The organism is Psychrobacillus sp. FSL H8-0484, from assembly GCF_038005325.1.
Lineage (GTDB): Bacteria > Bacillota > Bacilli > Bacillales_A > Planococcaceae > Psychrobacillus.
Genome location: NZ_JBBOSZ010000001.1, coordinates 286,136 through 305,287, shown reverse-complemented (window position 1 = coordinate 305,287; position 19,152 = coordinate 286,136). Strand labels below are relative to the sequence as shown.

At 35.2% G+C, this 19,152-nt stretch carries 17 protein-coding genes; 8 read left to right on the top strand and 9 right to left on the bottom strand.

Annotated elements, in window-relative coordinates; all coding sequences use genetic code 11:
• Nucleotides 1-170 precede the first annotated feature (170 nt).
• The 4 genes from MHH81_RS01535 to MHH81_RS01520 form a co-directional block, all read right to left on the bottom strand.
• Nucleotides 171-731, bottom strand: coding sequence for a restriction endonuclease (locus tag MHH81_RS01535; protein ID WP_340917142.1), 561 nt, complete (start codon nt 729-731; stop codon nt 171-173).
• A 518-nt stretch (nt 732-1,249) separates the two neighbouring features.
• Nucleotides 1,250-1,543, bottom strand: coding sequence for a hypothetical protein (locus MHH81_RS01530; RefSeq protein ID WP_340917140.1), 294 nt, complete (start codon nt 1,541-1,543; stop codon nt 1,250-1,252).
• A 23-nt stretch (nt 1,544-1,566) separates the two neighbouring features.
• The gene (locus MHH81_RS01525; RefSeq protein ID WP_340917138.1) at nt 1,567-3,003 is read right to left on the bottom strand and encodes an ATP-binding protein; all 1,437 of its coding nucleotides are present in this window, start codon (nt 3,001-3,003) and stop codon (nt 1,567-1,569) included.
• Nucleotides 3,004-3,014: 11 nt separating this feature from the next.
• Entirely contained in the window at nt 3,015-4,034 is a 1,020-nt protein-coding gene (locus MHH81_RS01520) for an SIR2 family protein (protein ID WP_340917136.1), read from the bottom strand.
• 485 nt (nt 4,035-4,519) lie between these two features.
• Between MHH81_RS01520 and mutT the strand changes: the two genes are divergently transcribed.
• Both mutT and MHH81_RS01510 read left to right on the top strand, forming a co-directional pair.
• A complete protein-coding gene (mutT, locus tag MHH81_RS01515; RefSeq protein WP_340917133.1) occupies nt 4,520-4,912 on the top strand; it encodes an 8-oxo-dGTP diphosphatase MutT in 393 nt (130 codons plus the stop codon).
• Nucleotides 4,913-4,951: 39 nt separating this feature from the next.
• Nucleotides 4,952-7,840: a DEAD/DEAH box helicase gene (locus tag MHH81_RS01510; RefSeq protein ID WP_340917131.1), complete on the top strand. Its 2,889-nt coding sequence runs from the start codon at nt 4,952-4,954 to the stop codon at nt 7,838-7,840.
• A gap of 131 nt (nt 7,841-7,971) precedes the next feature.
• Here MHH81_RS01510 and MHH81_RS01505 read toward each other — a convergent pair whose 3' ends face one another.
• Nucleotides 7,972-8,844 carry a hypothetical protein gene (locus MHH81_RS01505; RefSeq protein WP_340917129.1) on the bottom strand — a complete coding sequence of 291 codons (873 nt, stop codon included), beginning with the start codon at nt 8,842-8,844 and terminating at the stop codon, nt 7,972-7,974.
• 364 nt (nt 8,845-9,208) lie between these two features.
• Here MHH81_RS01505 and MHH81_RS01500 point away from each other — a divergent pair, with 364 nt between their 5' ends.
• The 6 genes from MHH81_RS01500 (at nt 9,209) to MHH81_RS01475 (ending at nt 14,935) form a co-directional block, all read left to right on the top strand.
• Nucleotides 9,209-10,357 carry an ABC transporter substrate-binding protein gene (locus MHH81_RS01500; RefSeq protein ID WP_340917127.1) on the top strand — a complete coding sequence of 383 codons (1,149 nt, stop codon included), beginning with the start codon at nt 9,209-9,211 and terminating at the stop codon, nt 10,355-10,357.
• A gap of 79 nt (nt 10,358-10,436) precedes the next feature.
• On the top strand, nt 10,437-11,321 hold the full coding sequence (locus tag MHH81_RS01495; protein WP_340917125.1) for a branched-chain amino acid ABC transporter permease: 885 nt from the start codon (nt 10,437-10,439) through the stop codon (nt 11,319-11,321).
• A gap of 7 nt (nt 11,322-11,328) precedes the next feature.
• Nucleotides 11,329-12,309 (top strand): branched-chain amino acid ABC transporter permease, encoded by a 981-nt coding sequence (locus MHH81_RS01490; RefSeq protein ID WP_340917123.1) that lies wholly within the window; start codon nt 11,329-11,331, stop codon nt 12,307-12,309.
• On the top strand, nt 12,281-13,054 hold the full coding sequence (locus MHH81_RS01485) for an ABC transporter ATP-binding protein (protein WP_340917121.1): 774 nt from the start codon (nt 12,281-12,283) through the stop codon (nt 13,052-13,054). Before MHH81_RS01490 ends, MHH81_RS01485 begins: the two co-directional genes overlap by 29 nt.
• Nucleotides 13,047-13,757, top strand: a complete 711-nt coding sequence (locus tag MHH81_RS01480; protein WP_340917119.1) for an ABC transporter ATP-binding protein — start codon at nt 13,047-13,049, stop codon at nt 13,755-13,757. The genes MHH81_RS01485 and MHH81_RS01480 overlap by 8 nt, the downstream gene beginning before the upstream one ends.
• 53 nt (nt 13,758-13,810) lie before the next feature.
• Nucleotides 13,811-14,935 (top strand): alpha-hydroxy-acid oxidizing protein, encoded by a 1,125-nt coding sequence (locus tag MHH81_RS01475; RefSeq protein WP_340917117.1) that lies wholly within the window; start codon nt 13,811-13,813, stop codon nt 14,933-14,935.
• 515 nt (nt 14,936-15,450) lie between these two features.
• On the opposite strand, the gene MHH81_RS01470 is transcribed toward MHH81_RS01475, so the two are convergent.
• The 4 genes from MHH81_RS01470 to MHH81_RS01455 form a co-directional block, all read right to left on the bottom strand.
• Nucleotides 15,451-15,672, bottom strand: a complete 222-nt coding sequence (locus MHH81_RS01470; RefSeq protein ID WP_340917115.1) for a cysteine-rich CWC family protein — start codon at nt 15,670-15,672, stop codon at nt 15,451-15,453.
• 15 nt (nt 15,673-15,687) lie between these two features.
• Nucleotides 15,688-15,954 carry a hypothetical protein gene (locus MHH81_RS01465; RefSeq protein WP_340917113.1) on the bottom strand — a complete coding sequence of 89 codons (267 nt, stop codon included), beginning with the start codon at nt 15,952-15,954 and terminating at the stop codon, nt 15,688-15,690.
• A gap of 409 nt (nt 15,955-16,363) precedes the next feature.
• Nucleotides 16,364-17,353 (bottom strand): VanW family protein, encoded by a 990-nt coding sequence (locus MHH81_RS01460; protein WP_340917110.1) that lies wholly within the window; start codon nt 17,351-17,353, stop codon nt 16,364-16,366.
• Nucleotides 17,354-17,772: 419 nt separating this feature from the next.
• Nucleotides 17,773-19,143: an ABC transporter substrate-binding protein gene (locus tag MHH81_RS01455; RefSeq protein ID WP_340917108.1), complete on the bottom strand. Its 1,371-nt coding sequence runs from the start codon at nt 19,141-19,143 to the stop codon at nt 17,773-17,775.
• Between the last annotated feature and the right edge of the window lie 9 nt (nt 19,144-19,152).

The following is a 19,152-nucleotide window of genomic DNA, read 5'->3' as shown; positions in this document are numbered from 1 at the left end:
AGTAGTGTTAGAACCTGGTACTCTTAACTAAGATTTTCTACAAAACCTCTAGTAATTTTTCTAACCTCTTTATCTTCTTTGTTCTCAATCTTCTCACGATAATCATTCATACTATTTAATAGAAACTATTGATCCTTTCCCTTGGTTTCGCCATTTCTATGCCCCTTGTTTTAAATATTCTGCATTTCCAAAATCATTTGCACCAATTCTTCTCGATCAATCATTCGGACATGGTTTTTCTTGGCTAGTGTCAATGCCTGTTTTGTATAGATACTATTCGTTATAACCCATGCAGCTCCTGCTTTATACATATTTATAGATGGAATAACCTCCTGAACCGCTTTTACACCAACTGCTTTCTTATAACGTTTTGCTTGTACCACAATCGTATCTTTTCCTTTATTCAAAATTAAATCTGCTCCAAAGTCGCCCGTCGTGGATGTATAAGAAACCTTGTATCCTTGATGTTGAAAAAGCGTACCAACATATTCCTCAAATTGTCGACCACTCATCTGATCAATCTCTGCTATACCAGATTGCTGCATCTTTTTCCTAAAACGCGCTGATCTCCATCCCATTACTAAAATCATCGCAACTACCCCAATACCTATTGCAACTCCTGTTCCTTTTAGAGTCTCAGTAGTATACCAACCTACTAACGCTGCTACAATAATTAAAAATCCTGCCAATTCATCTATCATTTTCTGTTCTTTCTTCGTGCGATTACGCAATGAAAACACACTTCCTTTTTATAAGATAATTTATTTTATTATCTGATTTGGTGTATATTACTCTTTCTTGAAAAATCGAAATAGCAGTTCTTTTGTTGTTTTTTTGTTTTTTGACATGAAGATATGGGACTTCTATAATAATAAATTTGCAATCGGTTTATAAATTCATTGGAGAAACACCTGTTATTTCTATCAGTCTATTACATTTTTAATTATGCATCGTCACTATTTTTAAAATAATAATTATTAATAATGTATTTTACTTTCCTGCATATAACAAAAGACCCTAGAACAAATGCGATTGTCTTAGAGTCTAATCCTAAATATTTTTGGAACAACTTCTTTTAGAGTATTATATCTTTCATTAATTCCGTAGTAGATGGCGCTTTGTCTCTTTTCACACACCAGAATTGCATCTGAGTTGTGTACGAGAAACATACTAAAACTCAATTTTTATGCCATTTCCTCAAACACTATTGAAAATTTTATTCGGTTTGTATGTTACACAACGAAACATCTTAATTCTTTACTAAATTAATAGTTACTGTACTTTGCATTCTCCATGACTTTACAGAGTCCGCAATAACATTATTTTTTTCTTCTTTCATCCATTCATTCCAAAAATCAATTGTACCACTGTCTGGATGGTTATTTGGTTCTGTAATTCTAATACGACTTGGTAATAAGCTTGCATCACCTACAATTAATGCTTCTCCTCTATCAAGCACTGGAAGAACTTCTGTGAATCCTCCTAAATTATCTGGCAATAGTTTTTTAATTACATTTTGATCTTCAGAATTTGATAATCTCATCGCAATAAAGTTATTGCATTGACTTAAAATGGTTTTATTAACTCAGACGGTCTTTGACTTATTATTACTAATCCAACACCATATTTTCTTCCCTCTTTTACAATACGTTCAAAACTTTTTTGAGCAGTATCTAAATTTACGGTTTGTTTTTCAGGAATATACAAATGAGCCTCATCACATAACAAAGCAATTGGATGACGATCATCTTTTTTAGTCCATTGTTGAAGCGAGAAAACTAGACTTGCAATTCTTCCTATTACCATTGGTAAAATATCCGAGGGAACCTCTGACAAGTCAATTATTTTTACTCCACCTTTTTTATCATGTTGATGATTTCTTCCAGATAATAAAGCATTAGACAGTTTATTCATCCAATCCCATTGGCTCACTACTTCCGGCGGATTCATCATAAAAGCTAACCTTTTATCTGAAATCTTATTTTCTAATCTTGCTATAAATCTGCTTAATTTACCGTGAAATTCACCTTGTTTAGGACCTCTTGAACCTTCAACCATCTCCGTATCCAATTGAGTTAACTTATTCAATACTTCGCTAATATTATATGGAATAGGACTATCTACTGTGAAACTATTTATTACTTCTCCCTCTCCAATATCCTCCAAGAATTTACGTTTAGCATCAATAACTGTACGGGATAACAACATAGATTGATTTGGTGCATTTTGATCGCTACGGTCTACAAGCATACCCAACATATCTTCATAGCCTAATAACCAATATGGAAAATTAAGAACCCCATCTTCAATATCTTTTCCAAAATCAATATCTCCTGGCCCTGCTATTTTAAAGTGTTTAATACCATCATCTATTAGTGGCTTGTACTCTCCATGTAAATCAAAAAGAATTGCATTAGAATTATTTAACGCTGCAACTTGTTCTAGTAATTTGGCAGTTGTCCATGATTTCCCTGACCCTGTACTTCCAACAATTACAGCATGACGTTGGAAGAATTTATTTGCATCTAAATAAGCTTTTGCATTTTCATCTAATGTATAACTTCCTAAACTTAATGCCTGTTCTTCTCCTCCCGATTGAAAAGATATTGCCGTCATAAAAGAAGTCAATTTGGCACCATCTATGGGATAACAACAAGAATCAATTTCGGGAACAGTTTCAAGCGTTCTTCTAAAAACATTTGAATCCTCTAGATATCTATCAAAGAAGGTTCCAATTAATGTTACTTTAACCGAATTATCTTCGCTATATATTAACTCCTCTTCGTTACTATCTAATGCTTCAGCATTAATTGATTTACGAATGATCTTTTGAATCATACCTATTAAGTGTTGACCCGCTCGACTACTCTGCAATGCTACTAATCGATTCACCTGCATACTACGTAACTTTTCAATATTTTCAACTTTCAAGATCACACTAGCGGTGTCTACTGCAATAACTCTTCCTAATGAGTCTTCTACTTGATAATCAAATATACCCATTCCTATACCTCCTACAAAATAATATCTAAAAGTGTATTCAAATCCCAAAGGGATTCTGCAACGTCTAAATCGTCTTTATTTGGAAACACTATTTTAGAACCTTTATCATATTCTTCTATACCAAGAACTCTAGCCTGCGGATTACTTTTAATAAATGCTCTCGAATTTTCAGTTAATGTTTTTGAAATAATTAATATAGGTGTTTGAAGTGATCTCATTTTATCGTATAACTTAGGTTGTAAATGCTCGTCGTTAAATCCAAAACCAACAATGAAAATTGATTTTGCACCGATGAATAATTCGTCAACTCGCGTAATAAGACTTCTAAATGGATCGTCATATGTACGTTGATATTTGCCTTTACCTGGTGTAACCATTACCGGATAAAATCCACTAATAGATTGAAAGTCATCAGGCAATCCGTAAACATTTGACACATGGTCCCTATACCAATCAAGTGAACCGTGTACTTTTAGAACCTCTACTATATTGCTTTCTCTTTTCTGATTTTGAAAGTTTCCTTTAAATCTTTTTAAGTAGGCACCTTCAAAACCTGAATAGTGATTTAAACCTGCCTGATCAATAGCATATTCTGCTAATCTATCATAATTAGTAGTTACAATTTTTATTTGTGGTGAAGCAGCCCTATTTAGATGTGCTAATAATCGTGTAAGTGGCATATGTACTTGATTCAAGGAAATTGCTTTACGTATTTCTATATCCTTGCTTACAATTAATTCCTTTGTTTTCAAAACTATTATTTCCTCTAATCTAGAAGATAAATTTACCAAATGTAATGCTTTTTCTAAATCTGTTCCCTTTTCTAGTTCAGATTTGAATTCTTCCCATTTCTTATATTCAAATTCATTTGGTTCAACATTTTTTATTAAATATCTGGCTAATTCGCTCATACCAGCAATTCCGAATGCCGCTGATGCTCCACTACCTAAAATAATTACTGGAACAAAAGAAATGCATTCTTGGATGAACTTTAAAACATGCTTTGGAAGCTTCCCAATCAAATTCCTCACAATCCTCTCACTTTCTAAGAACTATTAATGCATATCCACTCCAAAATTCACATTATCTTAATTTATCGTCTTGCATTTAGCTTGTTTTTATTCTTCTGGAACAGAATATACCAATTAGACTATTAACTATAATAAATTTAGTTCTATTATATCATAAATTTAGAAAATAAAGCACTTACAATATAATTATAAAGTATTTCTTATATAGATTTGAATTTGAAAAATAGCAAATACAAGACATTGTCCCTTACCTACTCCAGACTTAGGAATGTATTATTTATGTTAGTTCTGTATACTCCATACAGAGTTCACATTTGATATTTAGGAGCTTAAATTTTCTTACTTACCCGCTATCCTATCACTAAGGAGACATCGAAAATGTTATCAAAATTATATATAGATAACATGGTAAAAAAATTAAAGATGCTAATTTCAAAGGGAATCACTTATGATGGAAATATCAAATATTTTTTAGGGTGAATAAAATGAAAAAATCAGTCCACGTAGTTGGAGCAATAATTGAAAATGAAAAAAAAGAAATTTTTTGTGCTTTAAGAAGTCCTGAAATGTCGTTAGCAAACTATTGGGAGTTTCCTGGTGGCAAAATTGAAGTTGGTGAAACACCCGAGCAAGCATTAAAACGCGAAATAGCAGAGGAATTTGCTTGTTCTATTGAAGTTGGTGAAAAAGTAGAAGATACCACGTATGAATATGACAAAGTGATCGTCAGACTAGAAACATACAAAGCAAAACTATTACAAGGTACACCTCTTGCATTAGAGCATGCTGAAATGAAATGGGTAACACGCGATAACTTACATAAACTTAATTTCGCTCCAGCAGATATTCCAGCAGTTGAAAAAATCGCAAAAGAATAATAACAGTTTGGAAAATTTGAATGAAATGACGTGATTTAAATGGAACAACTGGTTCGAAAAATGAAGAATTCATTATATAAAGGTTTTATAGATCAGAGTAATCCCGTGTCGGGACAGTTTAAACCAAAGCTACTATCAAATAAATCACATGAGAATGTTTTATCAACACTTCTTCAAGAAATGAAAACATGTGAAACCTTCATTTTTTCAGTTGCCTTTATTACAGAAGGTGGTTTAGCTACTTTAAAAACGATGCTCTATGACCTTCAGTTAAAAGGGATTAAAGGTCGTATTCTAACATCTACTTTTTTAAACTTTAATCAACCAAAAATGTTTAAAGAAATGTTAAAACTTGAAAATGTTGAAGTCCGCTTAACTGGTATTAAAGGATTTCACTCAAAAGGCTATATATTTGAACATAAAAACTATTATTCATTAATCGTAGGAAGCTCTAATTTAACGGATAGTGCCTTAAAAGCTAATTACGAGTGGAATGTCTTTTTAACTTCTTTAGAAGACGGTGAAATCATCCATAACTTTAAAAACCAGTTTGAAGAGGCTTGGATCGAGGCCCTTCCTTTAACAAAGGAATGGATAAACAACTACAATTTAAATTATGAGCAACAACCATTCATTAAACAAGCCGCTTCAAATGTATTTCAAGTCAACACAGAATATTTAACAAACCAGTTAGCCGATAGCCTAGCTATTCAGCCAAATAAAATGCAAACAGCTGCTCTCGAACAATTAAATAGACTACGAGCAACAGGAGCAGAAAAAGGCCTCATTATCTCAGCTACAGGCACAGGAAAAACATATTTGTCAGCATTTGACGTGCGAAATTTTGCTCCAAAAAAAATGCTTTTTGTCGTTCACCGAGAACAAATTTTAAAGAAAGCACTTCAAGATTACCGAAAAATATTAGGTGGCCATGAAGATGATTTTGGTATTCTCTCTGGTAACTCAAAAGACGTCCATGCAAAATATTTGTTTGCAACTGTTCAAACTTTATCTTCTAACCGACATTTACAACAATTTTCAAAGGATGAGTTTGACTACATTTTAATAGATGAAGTCCATCGTGCGGGTGCAGATTCTTACCTAAATATTATTAATTATTTTGAGCCTGATTTTTTGCTTGGAATGACGGCTACTCCAGAACGTACGGATAGTTTTAATATTTTTGAGCTCTTTGATTACAATATTGCTTACGAAATTCGTCTGCAAGCTGCACTTGAAGAAGAAATGCTGTGCCCATTCCACTATTTTGGTGTGACTGATTATGAAAAAGACGGCGAAATAATTGATGACACATCTACTTTGCGACATCTCGTATCAAATGAGCGTGTTCATCATATTCTTGAAAAAATCAATTACTATGGCTATTCTGGAAAACGCATTCGAGGATTAATGTTCTGTAGTTCTAAAGAAGAAGCACATGCACTTTCTACAGCTTTAAACATTATAGGATTGAAAACTATTGCTCTTACAGGGGATAATTCTCAACCAGAACGAGAAGATGCCATTAGTAAACTAGAGCGTTACGAGATCGAATATATCTTATCGGTGGATATTTTTAATGAGGGTATTGATATTCCATTTATAAATCAAATTGTGATGCTGCGCAAAACACAATCAAGCATTATATTTATCCAACAACTTGGTCGCGGCTTACGAAAACACGACACAAAAGACTATGTGACGATTATTGATTTCATAGGTAACTATAAAAACAACTACTTAATTCCAATTGCCCTTTCTGGCGATCAATCCATGAATAAAGATAACGTACGCCGCAAAACAGTAAACACGGACTATATCCAAGGAGTTTCGACAATTAACTTTGAGGAGATCGCGAAGAAACGCATTTTTGATGCCATTGATAATAAAGAATTAAAATTACATCATATGAGTTATTTAAAACAGCCTTATAATGAACTAAAAAATCGCCTAGGACGAGTACCTAATCTACTCGACTTTATTAAACATAATTCAATTGATCCTGAAGTAATTTTAATTAATAAAAACAATTACTATGAATTTTTAACAAGTATGAGAGAGCCTCTTCCAAATATAAGTGAATATGAAGTAGCTGTACTAACATTGTTTTCCCAAGAACTTATAAATGGAAAAAGAATTCATGAAGTATTATTAGTTCAAAATTTAATCCATCATGGTGAGACATCTAAAATAGATTACCTGAAATTATTAAATGATTTCGGAACTTATAGTGATGATGAGACAATTGCTTCCGTAGAAAACTTATTATCATTAAACTTCTTCGTTACAAAAGCACGTAAAAATTATGGTTCCAAACCAATTGTAATCTTAGAAAATGGAAATTATAAGCTAAACAATGAATTAAAGAAAAGCATTGAAAATAATGCATTTAGATTAATGTTAGAAGACATTATTTTATGTAGCTTTGAAAAAAGTAAAAAATATAATGTACAGTTTTCCCTTACAATGTATAAAAAGTACTCGAGAAAAGATGTATGTAGGCTTTTGAATTGGGATAGTAATGAAGAAGGTACTTTAAATGGTGGCAGAGTTAAAATGAATACCTGTCCTATTTTTGTAAACTATCATAAAGCTGAAGATAATGATTCAGAAGTTAAATATATGGATGAGTTCTTATCAACAGATATTTTTAAATGGTGTTCAACTAAGAATAGAAAAATTACAGCTAAAGATATCGCTCCTATAGTGAATTCCTCTTTAGCTAATATAGCTGTTCATTTGTTTGTCAAAAAACATAATGGTGAAGGTAAAGATTTCTATTACCTGGGAGAAGTAACTGTAGATCCAACTAGTGCACAAAATGATAGTCTTATAGACAAAGATAAAACGTATAATGTCGCTACAATGAATATGGTACTAGAACAACCAGTTCAATATGATATCTATCATTATTTGGTAGAGGAGTAGCACACTTAAAATCCCATAAAATATTTAAGGAGTATCTACACGAGCTATTACTCTTACAGATACTCCAAACCCGTCATCGATTTCTCGATGAAGAGTTCTTTATTATCACCCACATTTCAGATACAGATCTCTTAAAACGAAAGTTGCTGTGTCGTATAAGAAGATACTATCGAGGGCAAGGTCATTCCATGAATTAATAATCCTTCTTTATTAAATACAATTAATTCAAATTCATCATTTTCCATGCTATTTCTAACTTCACCAGTAGCGCAGAAAATAACAGAATCATTCTCTTCCGAAAAACGCTGAATATATGGAAACAAATTAATGTATGTTGGAGCTGAAGCAAAAAATGCTTTTTCAAATTTCACATTCATATACGTATCGTTTTTGAAGATCCTTACGATTACATTTCGCTCTGAAGATTCTACACTTTGTATTCTACCTATCAACGTTCTAGCTTGACCTAAGTCACTTTTCTTTAATGTATCTACATTTCTTTTGTATAATCTGGCTTTTATCTTTGGTGAGTCCTCCGTTAACTTACTAGGATCAAGAATCATATGAATAGTAAGTTGTTCTGATGTGCTTCTTCTCCTTAATCGTTTATTTCTATTATTTCTTTGTCTACTTTTATTTTCTAATCGTTTTACTCTTTCTTCTTCACTCAACACTTCCAATTCGAACGCTTCTTTTTGCGATCTATTCATTTGGTCACCATAAACCACACCAATTTGTACATTAGTTCTCCTGCTGACCGTTTCCCCTTCTTCTTTATCCAAAAAATGTGGACAATGTTTGGAATGTAAGTTATACCTCCAAGTTCTTAGATAACTTCTATTCCCAGACTTTGCGACAAATGATAACTTCGCATTACATCCCTCTGTAGAGCAAAATAATTTCCTTCTATATTTTTCTGTATAACCTTTCGGAGTAATATTCTTTAAGTCGAGAACAATTTTTTGACCATTATTTAAATAAATTGAATCAAAGATTTTAACCAATTTCCCCACCCCTTGGATCAAAATTAGATTAAAGACAATTTACTGGCCTACTATAAATTAATTATTCGACATTCAATTGGAAATTCCTCTCATAATCAAAAGGTAATTCCTAACTAACAAGCGTGTTAGACTAATAGCTTTTTTGAGCAATCACTATTAGATAAACAATAATTTCCCTCAGTAAAATTGCGTCCCTGTGCGAGAAACAACTGATCGTCTTCTTTGAATACAGAAAACCTTTTTGATCTAACACCGCCGACTTTTGTATAAAATATTTAAATAATTCTAAATAATCTCTTTACTTTATCCAATTTAATGGATTTAATAGAATTGTACGTTAAAAGAATTTATAGGGGGTAGAGAGATGAGTAATAGTTTTAAAAAAGTATATCTATTAATCTCAGTTCTAATGGTAGTTATGTTAGCTGCATGTAGTGAGGATGATACGAATACTACAAGTGCAAAATCTGGAGGTCCTGTTTCAGCAAAAATAGGCGTTATATCATATATGACCGGCCCTGGGGCAGCATACGGAGAAGCCATCACAAATGGGTTTAACTTAGCCTTAGATGAGATTAATGAAAAAGGCGATGTGAAGATAGAGCTTGTTATTGAAGATTCTGCTGGAAAACAAGACCAAGCATTGACTGTTGCTCAAAAACTGATGAGTTCAGATGATATTGTAGCTTTACTTGGACCAACTTTAAGTACTGAAATGAATGTTGTTGGACCAGAAGCAGACATAAACGGAATTCCTATCATGGGAACTTCTACAACCGCTGCAGGCATTCCACAGATTGGTGAGTATGTTTTTAGAAATTCGATACCTGAATCCCTAGCAATACCCGCTGCTTTAGAAAAAGCAGTGAATAAATATGGGGCAAAAAAGGTTGCAATTCTATACGGAAACGACGATTTGTTTACACAGTCGGGATTTGACACGATGAAAGCAGAGGCAGAAAAAATGGGCCTTGATATTGTAACAATTGAAACTTTCCAAAAAGGCCAATCCGATTATAATGCACAACTAACAAAAATCAAGGATCTTCAACCAGATTTGATCTTAGCTTCTGCTCTTTACAATGAAGGTGCGGTTATTATGGATCAAGCAAGAAAAATGGGAATTGATTTACCTTTTGTAGGAGGTAATGGATTTAACTCTCCACAAGTTATAGAAATAGCTGGAGAAGCATCAGAGGGCTTAATAGTTGCAACTCCTTGGTTTGGTGAAAAGGATGATTCAAAAGTGCAAGATTTTGTTAAAAAGTATGAAACTGCATATGGTCATAAACCAGATCAATTTGCTGCACAAGCGTATGATGCACTTTATATTATGGCTGAGGGCTTGAAGAACGCTGGAGTAGCTGATAGAGACGCACTTCGTGATGCTCTTGCTGAGATAAAGGATTTAGACGGTATACTTGGGAAATTTTCATTTGATGAAGATGGTGATGTCATCATGGAACCAACAGTACTCATTATTAAAGATGGGGCATTCCAACTATTTGAGTAAGTAGGTTTGCACTTAGCCATTTTGTACAAATACAGGTAAGGGTAACTTGCCCTTACCTAATTTGAAAGGGTGAGATTTCTTGCTATTAGAACAAATAATCAATGGAATAACACTTGGAAGCATTTATGCCATTGTTGCCCTAGGTTTTACTCTTGTATTTGGTGTACTTGGCATTATTAATATGGCACATGGCGAGATTTTTATGATTGGGGCTTTTATTGGGGTACTAATAACAAGTGTGTTGGGATTGCCACTGTGGATTGCGTTCATTGCTGCAATTGGAGTCACAGTTATTTTAGGTTATATGCTTGAGCGTATTGCATTACGCCCTCTTCGCGGTAAACAGGGTGTTTCACATCTTGCTCCTTTAATAAGTACGATCGGAGTTTCTATTTTATTGGAGAATCTCTCCCATCATATATTTGGGGCTGGTAACCATCCCTTCCGCCATTCTTTTGCGCAGATTCAATTTCAAGTTGGTTCCATAACCATTTATCTTGTACAAATTTTAATATTTGTCATATCAATTACATTAATGGTTGTACTCTCCTATTGGCTTTCCAAAACGAAAGCAGGAAAAGCTCTTCGTGCTACAGCAGAAAATTTAGAAACGGCAAGTCTGCTTGGTGTGAATACAAAACGAACGATAACAACAACAGTAATTATTGCTTCTGCACTGGGTGGGATAGCTGGTATTTTAGTAGGAATGGCATTTAACTCCGTTAACCCCCAAATGGGATTATCAATGGGACTAAAGGGTTTAGCAATTATTATTTTAGGTGGAATGGGGAATGTCAAAGGAGCAATGGCAGGAGGATTACTTCTTGGTCTTGCTGAAACGATGATTGTAGCCTACGGTGACTCAGGATATCGTGATGCGGTTGCCTTTATAACAATCATATTCATTCTTCTCTTACGACCACAGGGAATTTTCGGTAAGAATACCGCTGAGGCAGGAAGGTGATGATGGGATGTTAGGAGATATTATAAATCCATATCATTTACAAATAGTCTCTTTTATTCTAATTAATATTATTCTAGGAATAAGTATTTACATAACCCTTTCCTCAGGTCAACTATCTTTAGGAAATGCTGGTTTTATGGGAATCGGGGCTTATACTTCCGCCTTATTAACAATTAACTTTGATCTTCCAATTTTCCTAGGCATCATCTTAGGTGCAGTTGTGGCAGGTGTATTTGGGATTCTAATTGGTATTCCTGCGCTTAGACTATCTGGAGTCTATTTGGCCATTGCTACCTTAGGCTTTGGTGAAGTTATTCGGGTAATCTTTGTTAATTGGGAATCTATTACACAGGGCTCCATAGGTCTATCTGGTATTCCACATCTAGGAAGAGAACTATTTAAGACCTTTAAGCTTACAGGATTCGATCCCGACATGCTCGGGTTAAAAAACAATCAATTTATTTATTTACTAGTCGTGTTGATCTTATTATTAGTGAACATTTTACTCGTATGGTTCTTTATTAGACAAAATAAATCACGTGTTGGAAGAGCTTTTGCAGCCATTAAAATGGATGAAAAAGCTGCAGAGTCTATGGGTATAAATATTACCTATTATAAAGTTCTGTCCTTTACGCAAGGAGCCATTTTGGCTGGCTTTGCTGGTGCCTTGTATGCCCATGTAATGGCCTATATCAGTCCTGCTGACTTTGCTTATCACCGCGCAATAGATATCCTTATCTTCTCGATATTTGGTGGTAGTGAATTAATTTGGGGTGCGATATTCGGAGCAACATTTATGACCATTTTACCTGAGGCTTTACGATTTATAAGTGATTACCGTTATATGATTTATGGTGTAATCCTTATTGCCATGATGGCATTCCGCCCTCAAGGAATTATAGATGTGCCTCTTCTAAAGTGGTTCAAAAAGAGTTTAAAGTTAAAAAGGGGGGTCAGCCATGGTATTGGAACTAAAAAATATAACTAAGAACTTTGGCGGGATCTCCGCTTTAACAGATGTATCCTTCAAAATTAATGAGGGTGAAATATTCGGTTTAATCGGTCCTAATGGAGCTGGAAAAACGACCTTATTTAATGTGATTACGAACATGTTCTCCCCTACTTCTGGAGAAATCAGCTTTCTTGGTGAAAAAATATCTGGCCTTAAACCACATAAAATTACCGATAAAGGAATTTGTCGTACATTCCAGAATATCCGACTTTTTTCGCAAATGTCGGTACTAGAAAATGTTTTAGTTGGAGGCCATTGCCGCAGTAAATCAGGTGTGATTAACAGTGTTTTGAGAACTAAATCGCAACGTAAAGAAGAAACTAATTCACTTGAAGCTGCATTAGAACTATTAGAACTAGTAGGCTTATCTAAATTTCAAAACTCTACCGCCGAAAATTTAGCATACGGACAACAAAGAAGACTTGAAATTGCTAGAGCTTTGGCTAGTAACCCGAAACTGTTACTGTTAGATGAGCCGGCAGCTGGAATGAATGAAACCGAAACAGAAGGCCTATTTGATTTAATAAAAAAAGTACAAAAAAGAGGCGTCACCGTGCTATTAATCGAACACGATATGCCCTTTGTTATGAAACTGTGTGATAGAATAACCGTTTTGAATTTTGGGAAGAAACTTGCAGAAGGAACACCAGCAGAAATTCAGAACAACCAAGAAGTTATTGAGGCATACCTCGGTGCAGAGGAGGACGATGAAATTGCTTAAAGTAACGGGCATTGAAACTTTTTATGGGAAAATCCAGGCTCTTAAAAGGGTAAGCCTTGAAGTGGAACAAGGTCAGGTCGTAACTCTTCTTGGTGCAAACGGCGCAGGAAAAACGACGACGATGAAAACTATCTCTGGATTATTGAAACCAAAGCATGGAACAGTTGAATTCTTAGGGGAAAATATTACTGGACTTAGACCCGATCAGCTTCTAAGAAAAGGAATTGCTCTTGTACCTGAAGGTAGAGCAATATTATCCAGTATGACCGTTATGGAAAATCTAGAAATGGGTGCCTACCATCGAAATGATAAAGAGATAAAAAGAGATATTGAAGAAGTAATGTCCCAATTTCCTATTTTAAAAGAACGAAAAGAACAACTTGGAGGAACACTTTCAGGCGGACAACAACAAATGCTTGCTATAGCTAGAGCTTTACTTTCCAAGCCGAAATTATTATTACTAGATGAACCTTCTATGGGATTAGCTCCATTAATTGTAGCTGATATCTTTAAAATGATTCGAGAAATAAAAGAGAATGGAACGACAGTCCTTCTGGTAGAACAAAATGCAAAACAAGCTCTAAAAGTCGCCGATTATGGTTACGTGATGGAAACCGGAAAAGTAATTATCAATGGTGAGGCTAAAAGTTTATTAGAAGATTCAAGAATCGTAGAAGCTTATCTTGGCAAAAGATCAAGTTAATGTGACGAAAAACTCTTTTTACACATCCAAAGAGGCAAGGAAGGAAGATACCAATGACAAATTCTATTTCTCATCTAGAATTACCCCATTCTGTTTCACTATTAGAAAAAATGGCCGCTGAGTCTATAGAAAACGGCCCTTTTACATATGTTCATAGTGGAGCTGGTAATGAGATTACGTTAAAAGCTAATATAGATGCTTTTGAAAGTTGGCAAATCGTCCCTAAATATTTAAATGACGTCAACATTCGGGATACTTCCTCCAAAATATTAGGTACTACATTTCCTAATTCTTTCGCATTAGCTCCTGTTGGTGTACAAAGCATCTTCCATCCAGAAGGAGAGCTAGCTTCAGCACGGGCAGCTGCCCACCATGGGGTGCCGTTTATCGCTAGTACTTTAACATCTCATTCACTTGAGGAAATTGCTACTCATCTTGGAGATACCCCTCGCTGGTTTCAATTATATTGGTCTAAGGATGAGGAGTTAGCAATAAGCATGGTTAAACGGGCAGAAAAAGCAGGTTACTCAGCTATCGTCATTACGGTTGATACATCTTTAATCGGAAACCGGGAACGAGACTTAAATAATGGATACTCTCCTCTTAAACTAGGGAAGGGATCAGCTAACTATATAAATGATCCTGTTTTCCTAGAGAGATTCAAAACTCGCCCTTCTTCTGATGACAAGGGAGTTATAGAAAAAATAGGGGATGTATTATTTAATCCTTCGTTAACATGGGAAGATTTACGCACGATTAAAAAGCATACCTCTCTACCAATCTTATTAAAGGGTATTCTTCACGAAGAGGATGCATCTAAGGCACTGGATTACGGGGTGGATGGCCTAATCGTTTCCAATCATGGTGGTAGACAACTTGATGGTTGTATCTCTTCGTTAGAAGCCTTACCTCCTATTGCTGATGTAATTCAAGGTAGAATACCGATTTTGTTAGACAGTGGAATTAGAAGAGGATCAGACGTTATTAAAGCACGTGCTCTTGGTGCTTCAGCGATTTTACTAGGCAGACCCTTTGTCTATGGATTAGCTGTTGCAGGGGAACAAGGTGTTCGACACGTTCTAAAGGACTTTATAAATGATATTGACACCTCCTTGGCGTTAACAGGATGCTCATCCATGAGCCAAGTTAATGATTCTATAATTCGCAGAAAGAAGTAAAACTGAGGCTACAAATAGTTATACGACAAAAGGGCTGTCTTTAAAGTCATATAGTGACTGAGAGATGGTCCCTTTTCCAATGTATTGATTTCCGTTCCAGACGGACGCTTTCCGCGGGCATGGCTTCAGTCTCCTCAGGGCAACACGATGTTGGTCACGAAGGCGTTGACACACGAGGTGGCGTTCTTAGCCTTCGTTCCTTTGTTCGCTCCTGCGGGGCCTTCAGCTCATGCACCTGCCGCTTCGATTTCGATGCAGAAAACATTTGCTATTCCCGCTGAAGTCGCCGTCTTTCACTACATTCAATTGTCTACAAAAAATAGTAGTTTTAATAAAAAGTATACAAAAAATAGGTGTAGAAAAAGACTCGTTTTTCTACACCTGCTTCAATTTATGGGCTTATTGGACAGCCCCTTTGAATTAACGCGAATGTCTCTAACACAGGGTCGCTGAAGTCCCAGTTCCTAAACTTTCGGCATCTAAATCCCTCTGCTTTATTATTCTAAACTAGAAACTTACTCGTCAATAAACTCATCTAGACATTCCTCGCAAATACAATGTTTGCGTACACTTTCTGGCGGAACATGCTCGAAAATTTCAACCGGAAAGTGTCTCTTATCACACCAGCAATCCCCTACGTCTTTTTGATTATTATTACAACACTTATTGTTCTTACCACAAAGCGGGCAAGTCTTCTTACCGATAGTTTCATTCACCTTTTTACTCCCCCGTAGCATTCGCTTTGTAAATCTTCAATGATTTGAAAATCGCGTCCCTGTGCCAGAAACAAACATGAAAGTGTAAACATTCACGATTGTTTGAATTAACGTGAATGTTTCTAACACAGGGTCGCTGAAGTTAAAATCATCCCCTGCTTTCACACTGGCTTTAATTTCTGGATTATCTTCTTGAAAGGAGTCAAGATTCACTTTTCCTGCTTGGTAATAGGTTTTCCCTTTTTTATAAGCAGTAATGCCGCATAATTGCTTAATTTTCGTTTCGTTCATCGAAAAATTCATTTTCCAATCCTTTCTCGATCACTCTTTCGGTTATCTCTTGTATCGGTTTAGTTGGTTATATTTTAGCACGTTTGGACAGACAACTACATTTAGATATACCTTATTCGCAGGACACTAAAATAAGAAGAGCACATCAACTTTATATTTGATGTGCTCAGACTTAAGAGAAAAGGTTTCGCAAGTGTCAAGATTATTTAAACCTTATGAATTTCATTTATTCTTCCCGCTCATTCTGTAGATTTTTTGATATCATCGTAGAATACCCCTTGATTAATAGAAGGAGGAAAAAGATGCGAGACTCCCGCGGAAGAACGGACCAACGAGACTTCGCACGAAAAGGAGGAGGCTCAATGGTTCGTCTGAGGAAAGCTAATATCTTTTTCCAGATTCAATTTCACTCTTTACAGACTTACTCCACAATATCTTCATATTCCTTAGAAGTTCTTACTTCTATCGTAAGAAAACCATTGCCATAGATCGCTTTTATTAAAAATGGTGCTTCACTTGTATTTTGAAATCTAAAATCTAATGCACCATATGAAACAGTTGCATCTCTTCCTTTTGGAACGTAACCTACATCTAATGAATGATGATGTCTTTCAACATATTTTACGGATAATTCGTCTACTACGTTAAAAAGTGTAGAGGACGTTTGGCAAACCCCTCCCCCGATACCCATGACATGTTTCTTATTAATAATTTCCGGTGCGGGTTGGTAGCCGTTTGCTTCGTCTCTCGGACCTGTCATCTCATTAAACGAGAAATAATCCCCACTTCCAACGATTACATTATGGATAGCCTTCGCTGAAATTTCTATATTTTTGTTCCTGTTTACATCCGAGGGGTTAAAATAAGTTGTATAAGAAGCAATTATTACTTCCTCTAAACGAGCAATATCTTCAATGTTATAACTACTTTCTGTCACATACAAAGGAATTTCAACGTCCTTGCCAGTGGATGAAGCTTCTACAATCCTATTCACTAATTCACTTTCTTTTAAAATAATCCTAGGGCTTCCCTTAATAATCTGACCGTCTGCATCCACTTTATCAAGAACCATTCTTTTGTCATAACCAGCTTCTGTTTCTGTACCTCTTGCCAACTCATAAGCTAACTTTTCAATTTCCTTTTTATATGTTGCGAAATCTGCTTCATATCCTAAATCTTTCGGTGATATAGTTTTAATTATTTCTAATGTATTTGGATCAACAATATTTACAACTAAAGGCTTTATTTCCTTTTCAGCTTCTTCACTATAGGTAACTGGTTTTTTTTGCTCCTCCTTCGGTTGTTTCTGTTCATTATCATTTGTTTTTACTTCTTCATTTGAAGATTTTTGGAGACAACCTGCCAGTCCTATTGAACATAAAATTACCAGTGCAACAATCCATCTTTTCACTCTCTCGTACTCCCTGCTATAAGGTATTTCCAATTAGATATCTTATTCAAGTAGTAATGATAGTGTGAAAATTTTAATCCATTTATGGAAATAAAATGAGCGCGCGGAGTAGCGTGCGTCTGTGTTCTACGAAAAAAAGCCGCCCCGGTTTTTATGCGAGGCAGCGCAATTTTTTCTAAATGAATTATCATATTTGTTTCGGTGCCAGTAAAATAGACACGATTGCTACCATTAACAGAATAGTAATTAAAACATTTTTTTGGGTCAATTACTCCCGCTCATTTCTAAAGGATATTCATTCTCTATCTTCCTTATCTGTTTTTGTTTATCTTTCATAATAAAACAAAACTAGAGAAAATAAGAGAAAAAAGTATGAACAAGCATACTTTTTTCTCTCGAATATTATTCTTGAAATTTAATTACTCGCCTCTTGCAGCATTTGCTTGTTCTATAGCAGCATTATATTGGTCAACTGCAGTAGTATATGCTTCGTTTACATCTCCGCCATTATAGATAGTTTCAAGAGCAGTTTCCATAATTTTACGACCTTCTGGAAGCATATCCATTAAAGCACCTTGTGTTGCATAAGAAGCTTTTGTATCTTGTAACTGGTCAACTGTAACTAGTAATTGTGGTTTTTCAGCATGAGCATCTTTTACAACCTGTTCTTCATATGCAGCTGGGTTGATAGCAAAGTAACCTGTACCAACATGCCACTCGGCTTGGATTTCTGGAGTTTGTAAGTATTTCATGAACTCCCAAGCAGCTTTTTGTTCTTCTTCTGATTTACCATCAATCATCCAAAGACTTGCCCCACCGATAACAACACCTTGACGTTCTTTATCTTCTGGATGTGGTAAGTAAGCAATTCCTACCTCAAATGGTGCATTGTCAATTACATCTCTTGAACTTGCAGAGGATTGTAAAAACATTGACACATCACCTGCTAAGAAACCAGCCATCATGTTATCTCCATTTGTACCATAGTTAGCAAATGTTTTATCATCAACCATACGTTTTACCCATTCTAAAATGGATTTACCTTCTTCTTCAGTCCAACCAATTTCAGTAGGAGTTTCCGTACGTCCATTATCATTATTCAACAATTGTGCACCTTGGTTAGCTAATAATTGCTCCCACAACCAACCATACGCTTGTAATGCAAAACCCTTCATCTCTGGATTAGATTCAACGATTTTTTTGCTTGCTTCTTCTACCTCTTCGAATGTTGCTGGTGGAGCCTCTGGATCAAGTCCTGCTGCTTTAAATGCATCTTTGTTGTAATACATAACAGGTGTTGATGAGTTAAATGGCATTGAATAGAATGTACCATCTAAAGAATAGTAATTAGTAATATTTTTTTCTAAGCCGCTCATATCATAGTTATCCGCATCAACGAACTCTTGAATTGGCGTAATTTGTCCGCTATTAATCATTGACATTGTTCCAATTTCAAACGTTTGAATTACTGTAGGTGCACTATCTGAACCAGCAACAGCATTAAACTTGGTTAATGATTCATCATAAGTTCCTTGATATTCAGCATTTACTTGAATACCATCTTGAGACGTATTATATTCTTCCACAATTTTGTTCAATGCTTCCTGACCTTTTCCTCCCATAGAGTGCCAAAAAGTTACCACTTGTTTTTCTTCGGTTTCTGCACTTTCTGTTGAACCAGACGTTTCTCCATTACTTTCAGATTCGGTGGTTGTTGAGCTTCCTTCTGAATTACATGCTGCTAAAAATAAAGCAATCATCAGTGTAAAGAATACGAATAATTTTTTCATTGTTATTCT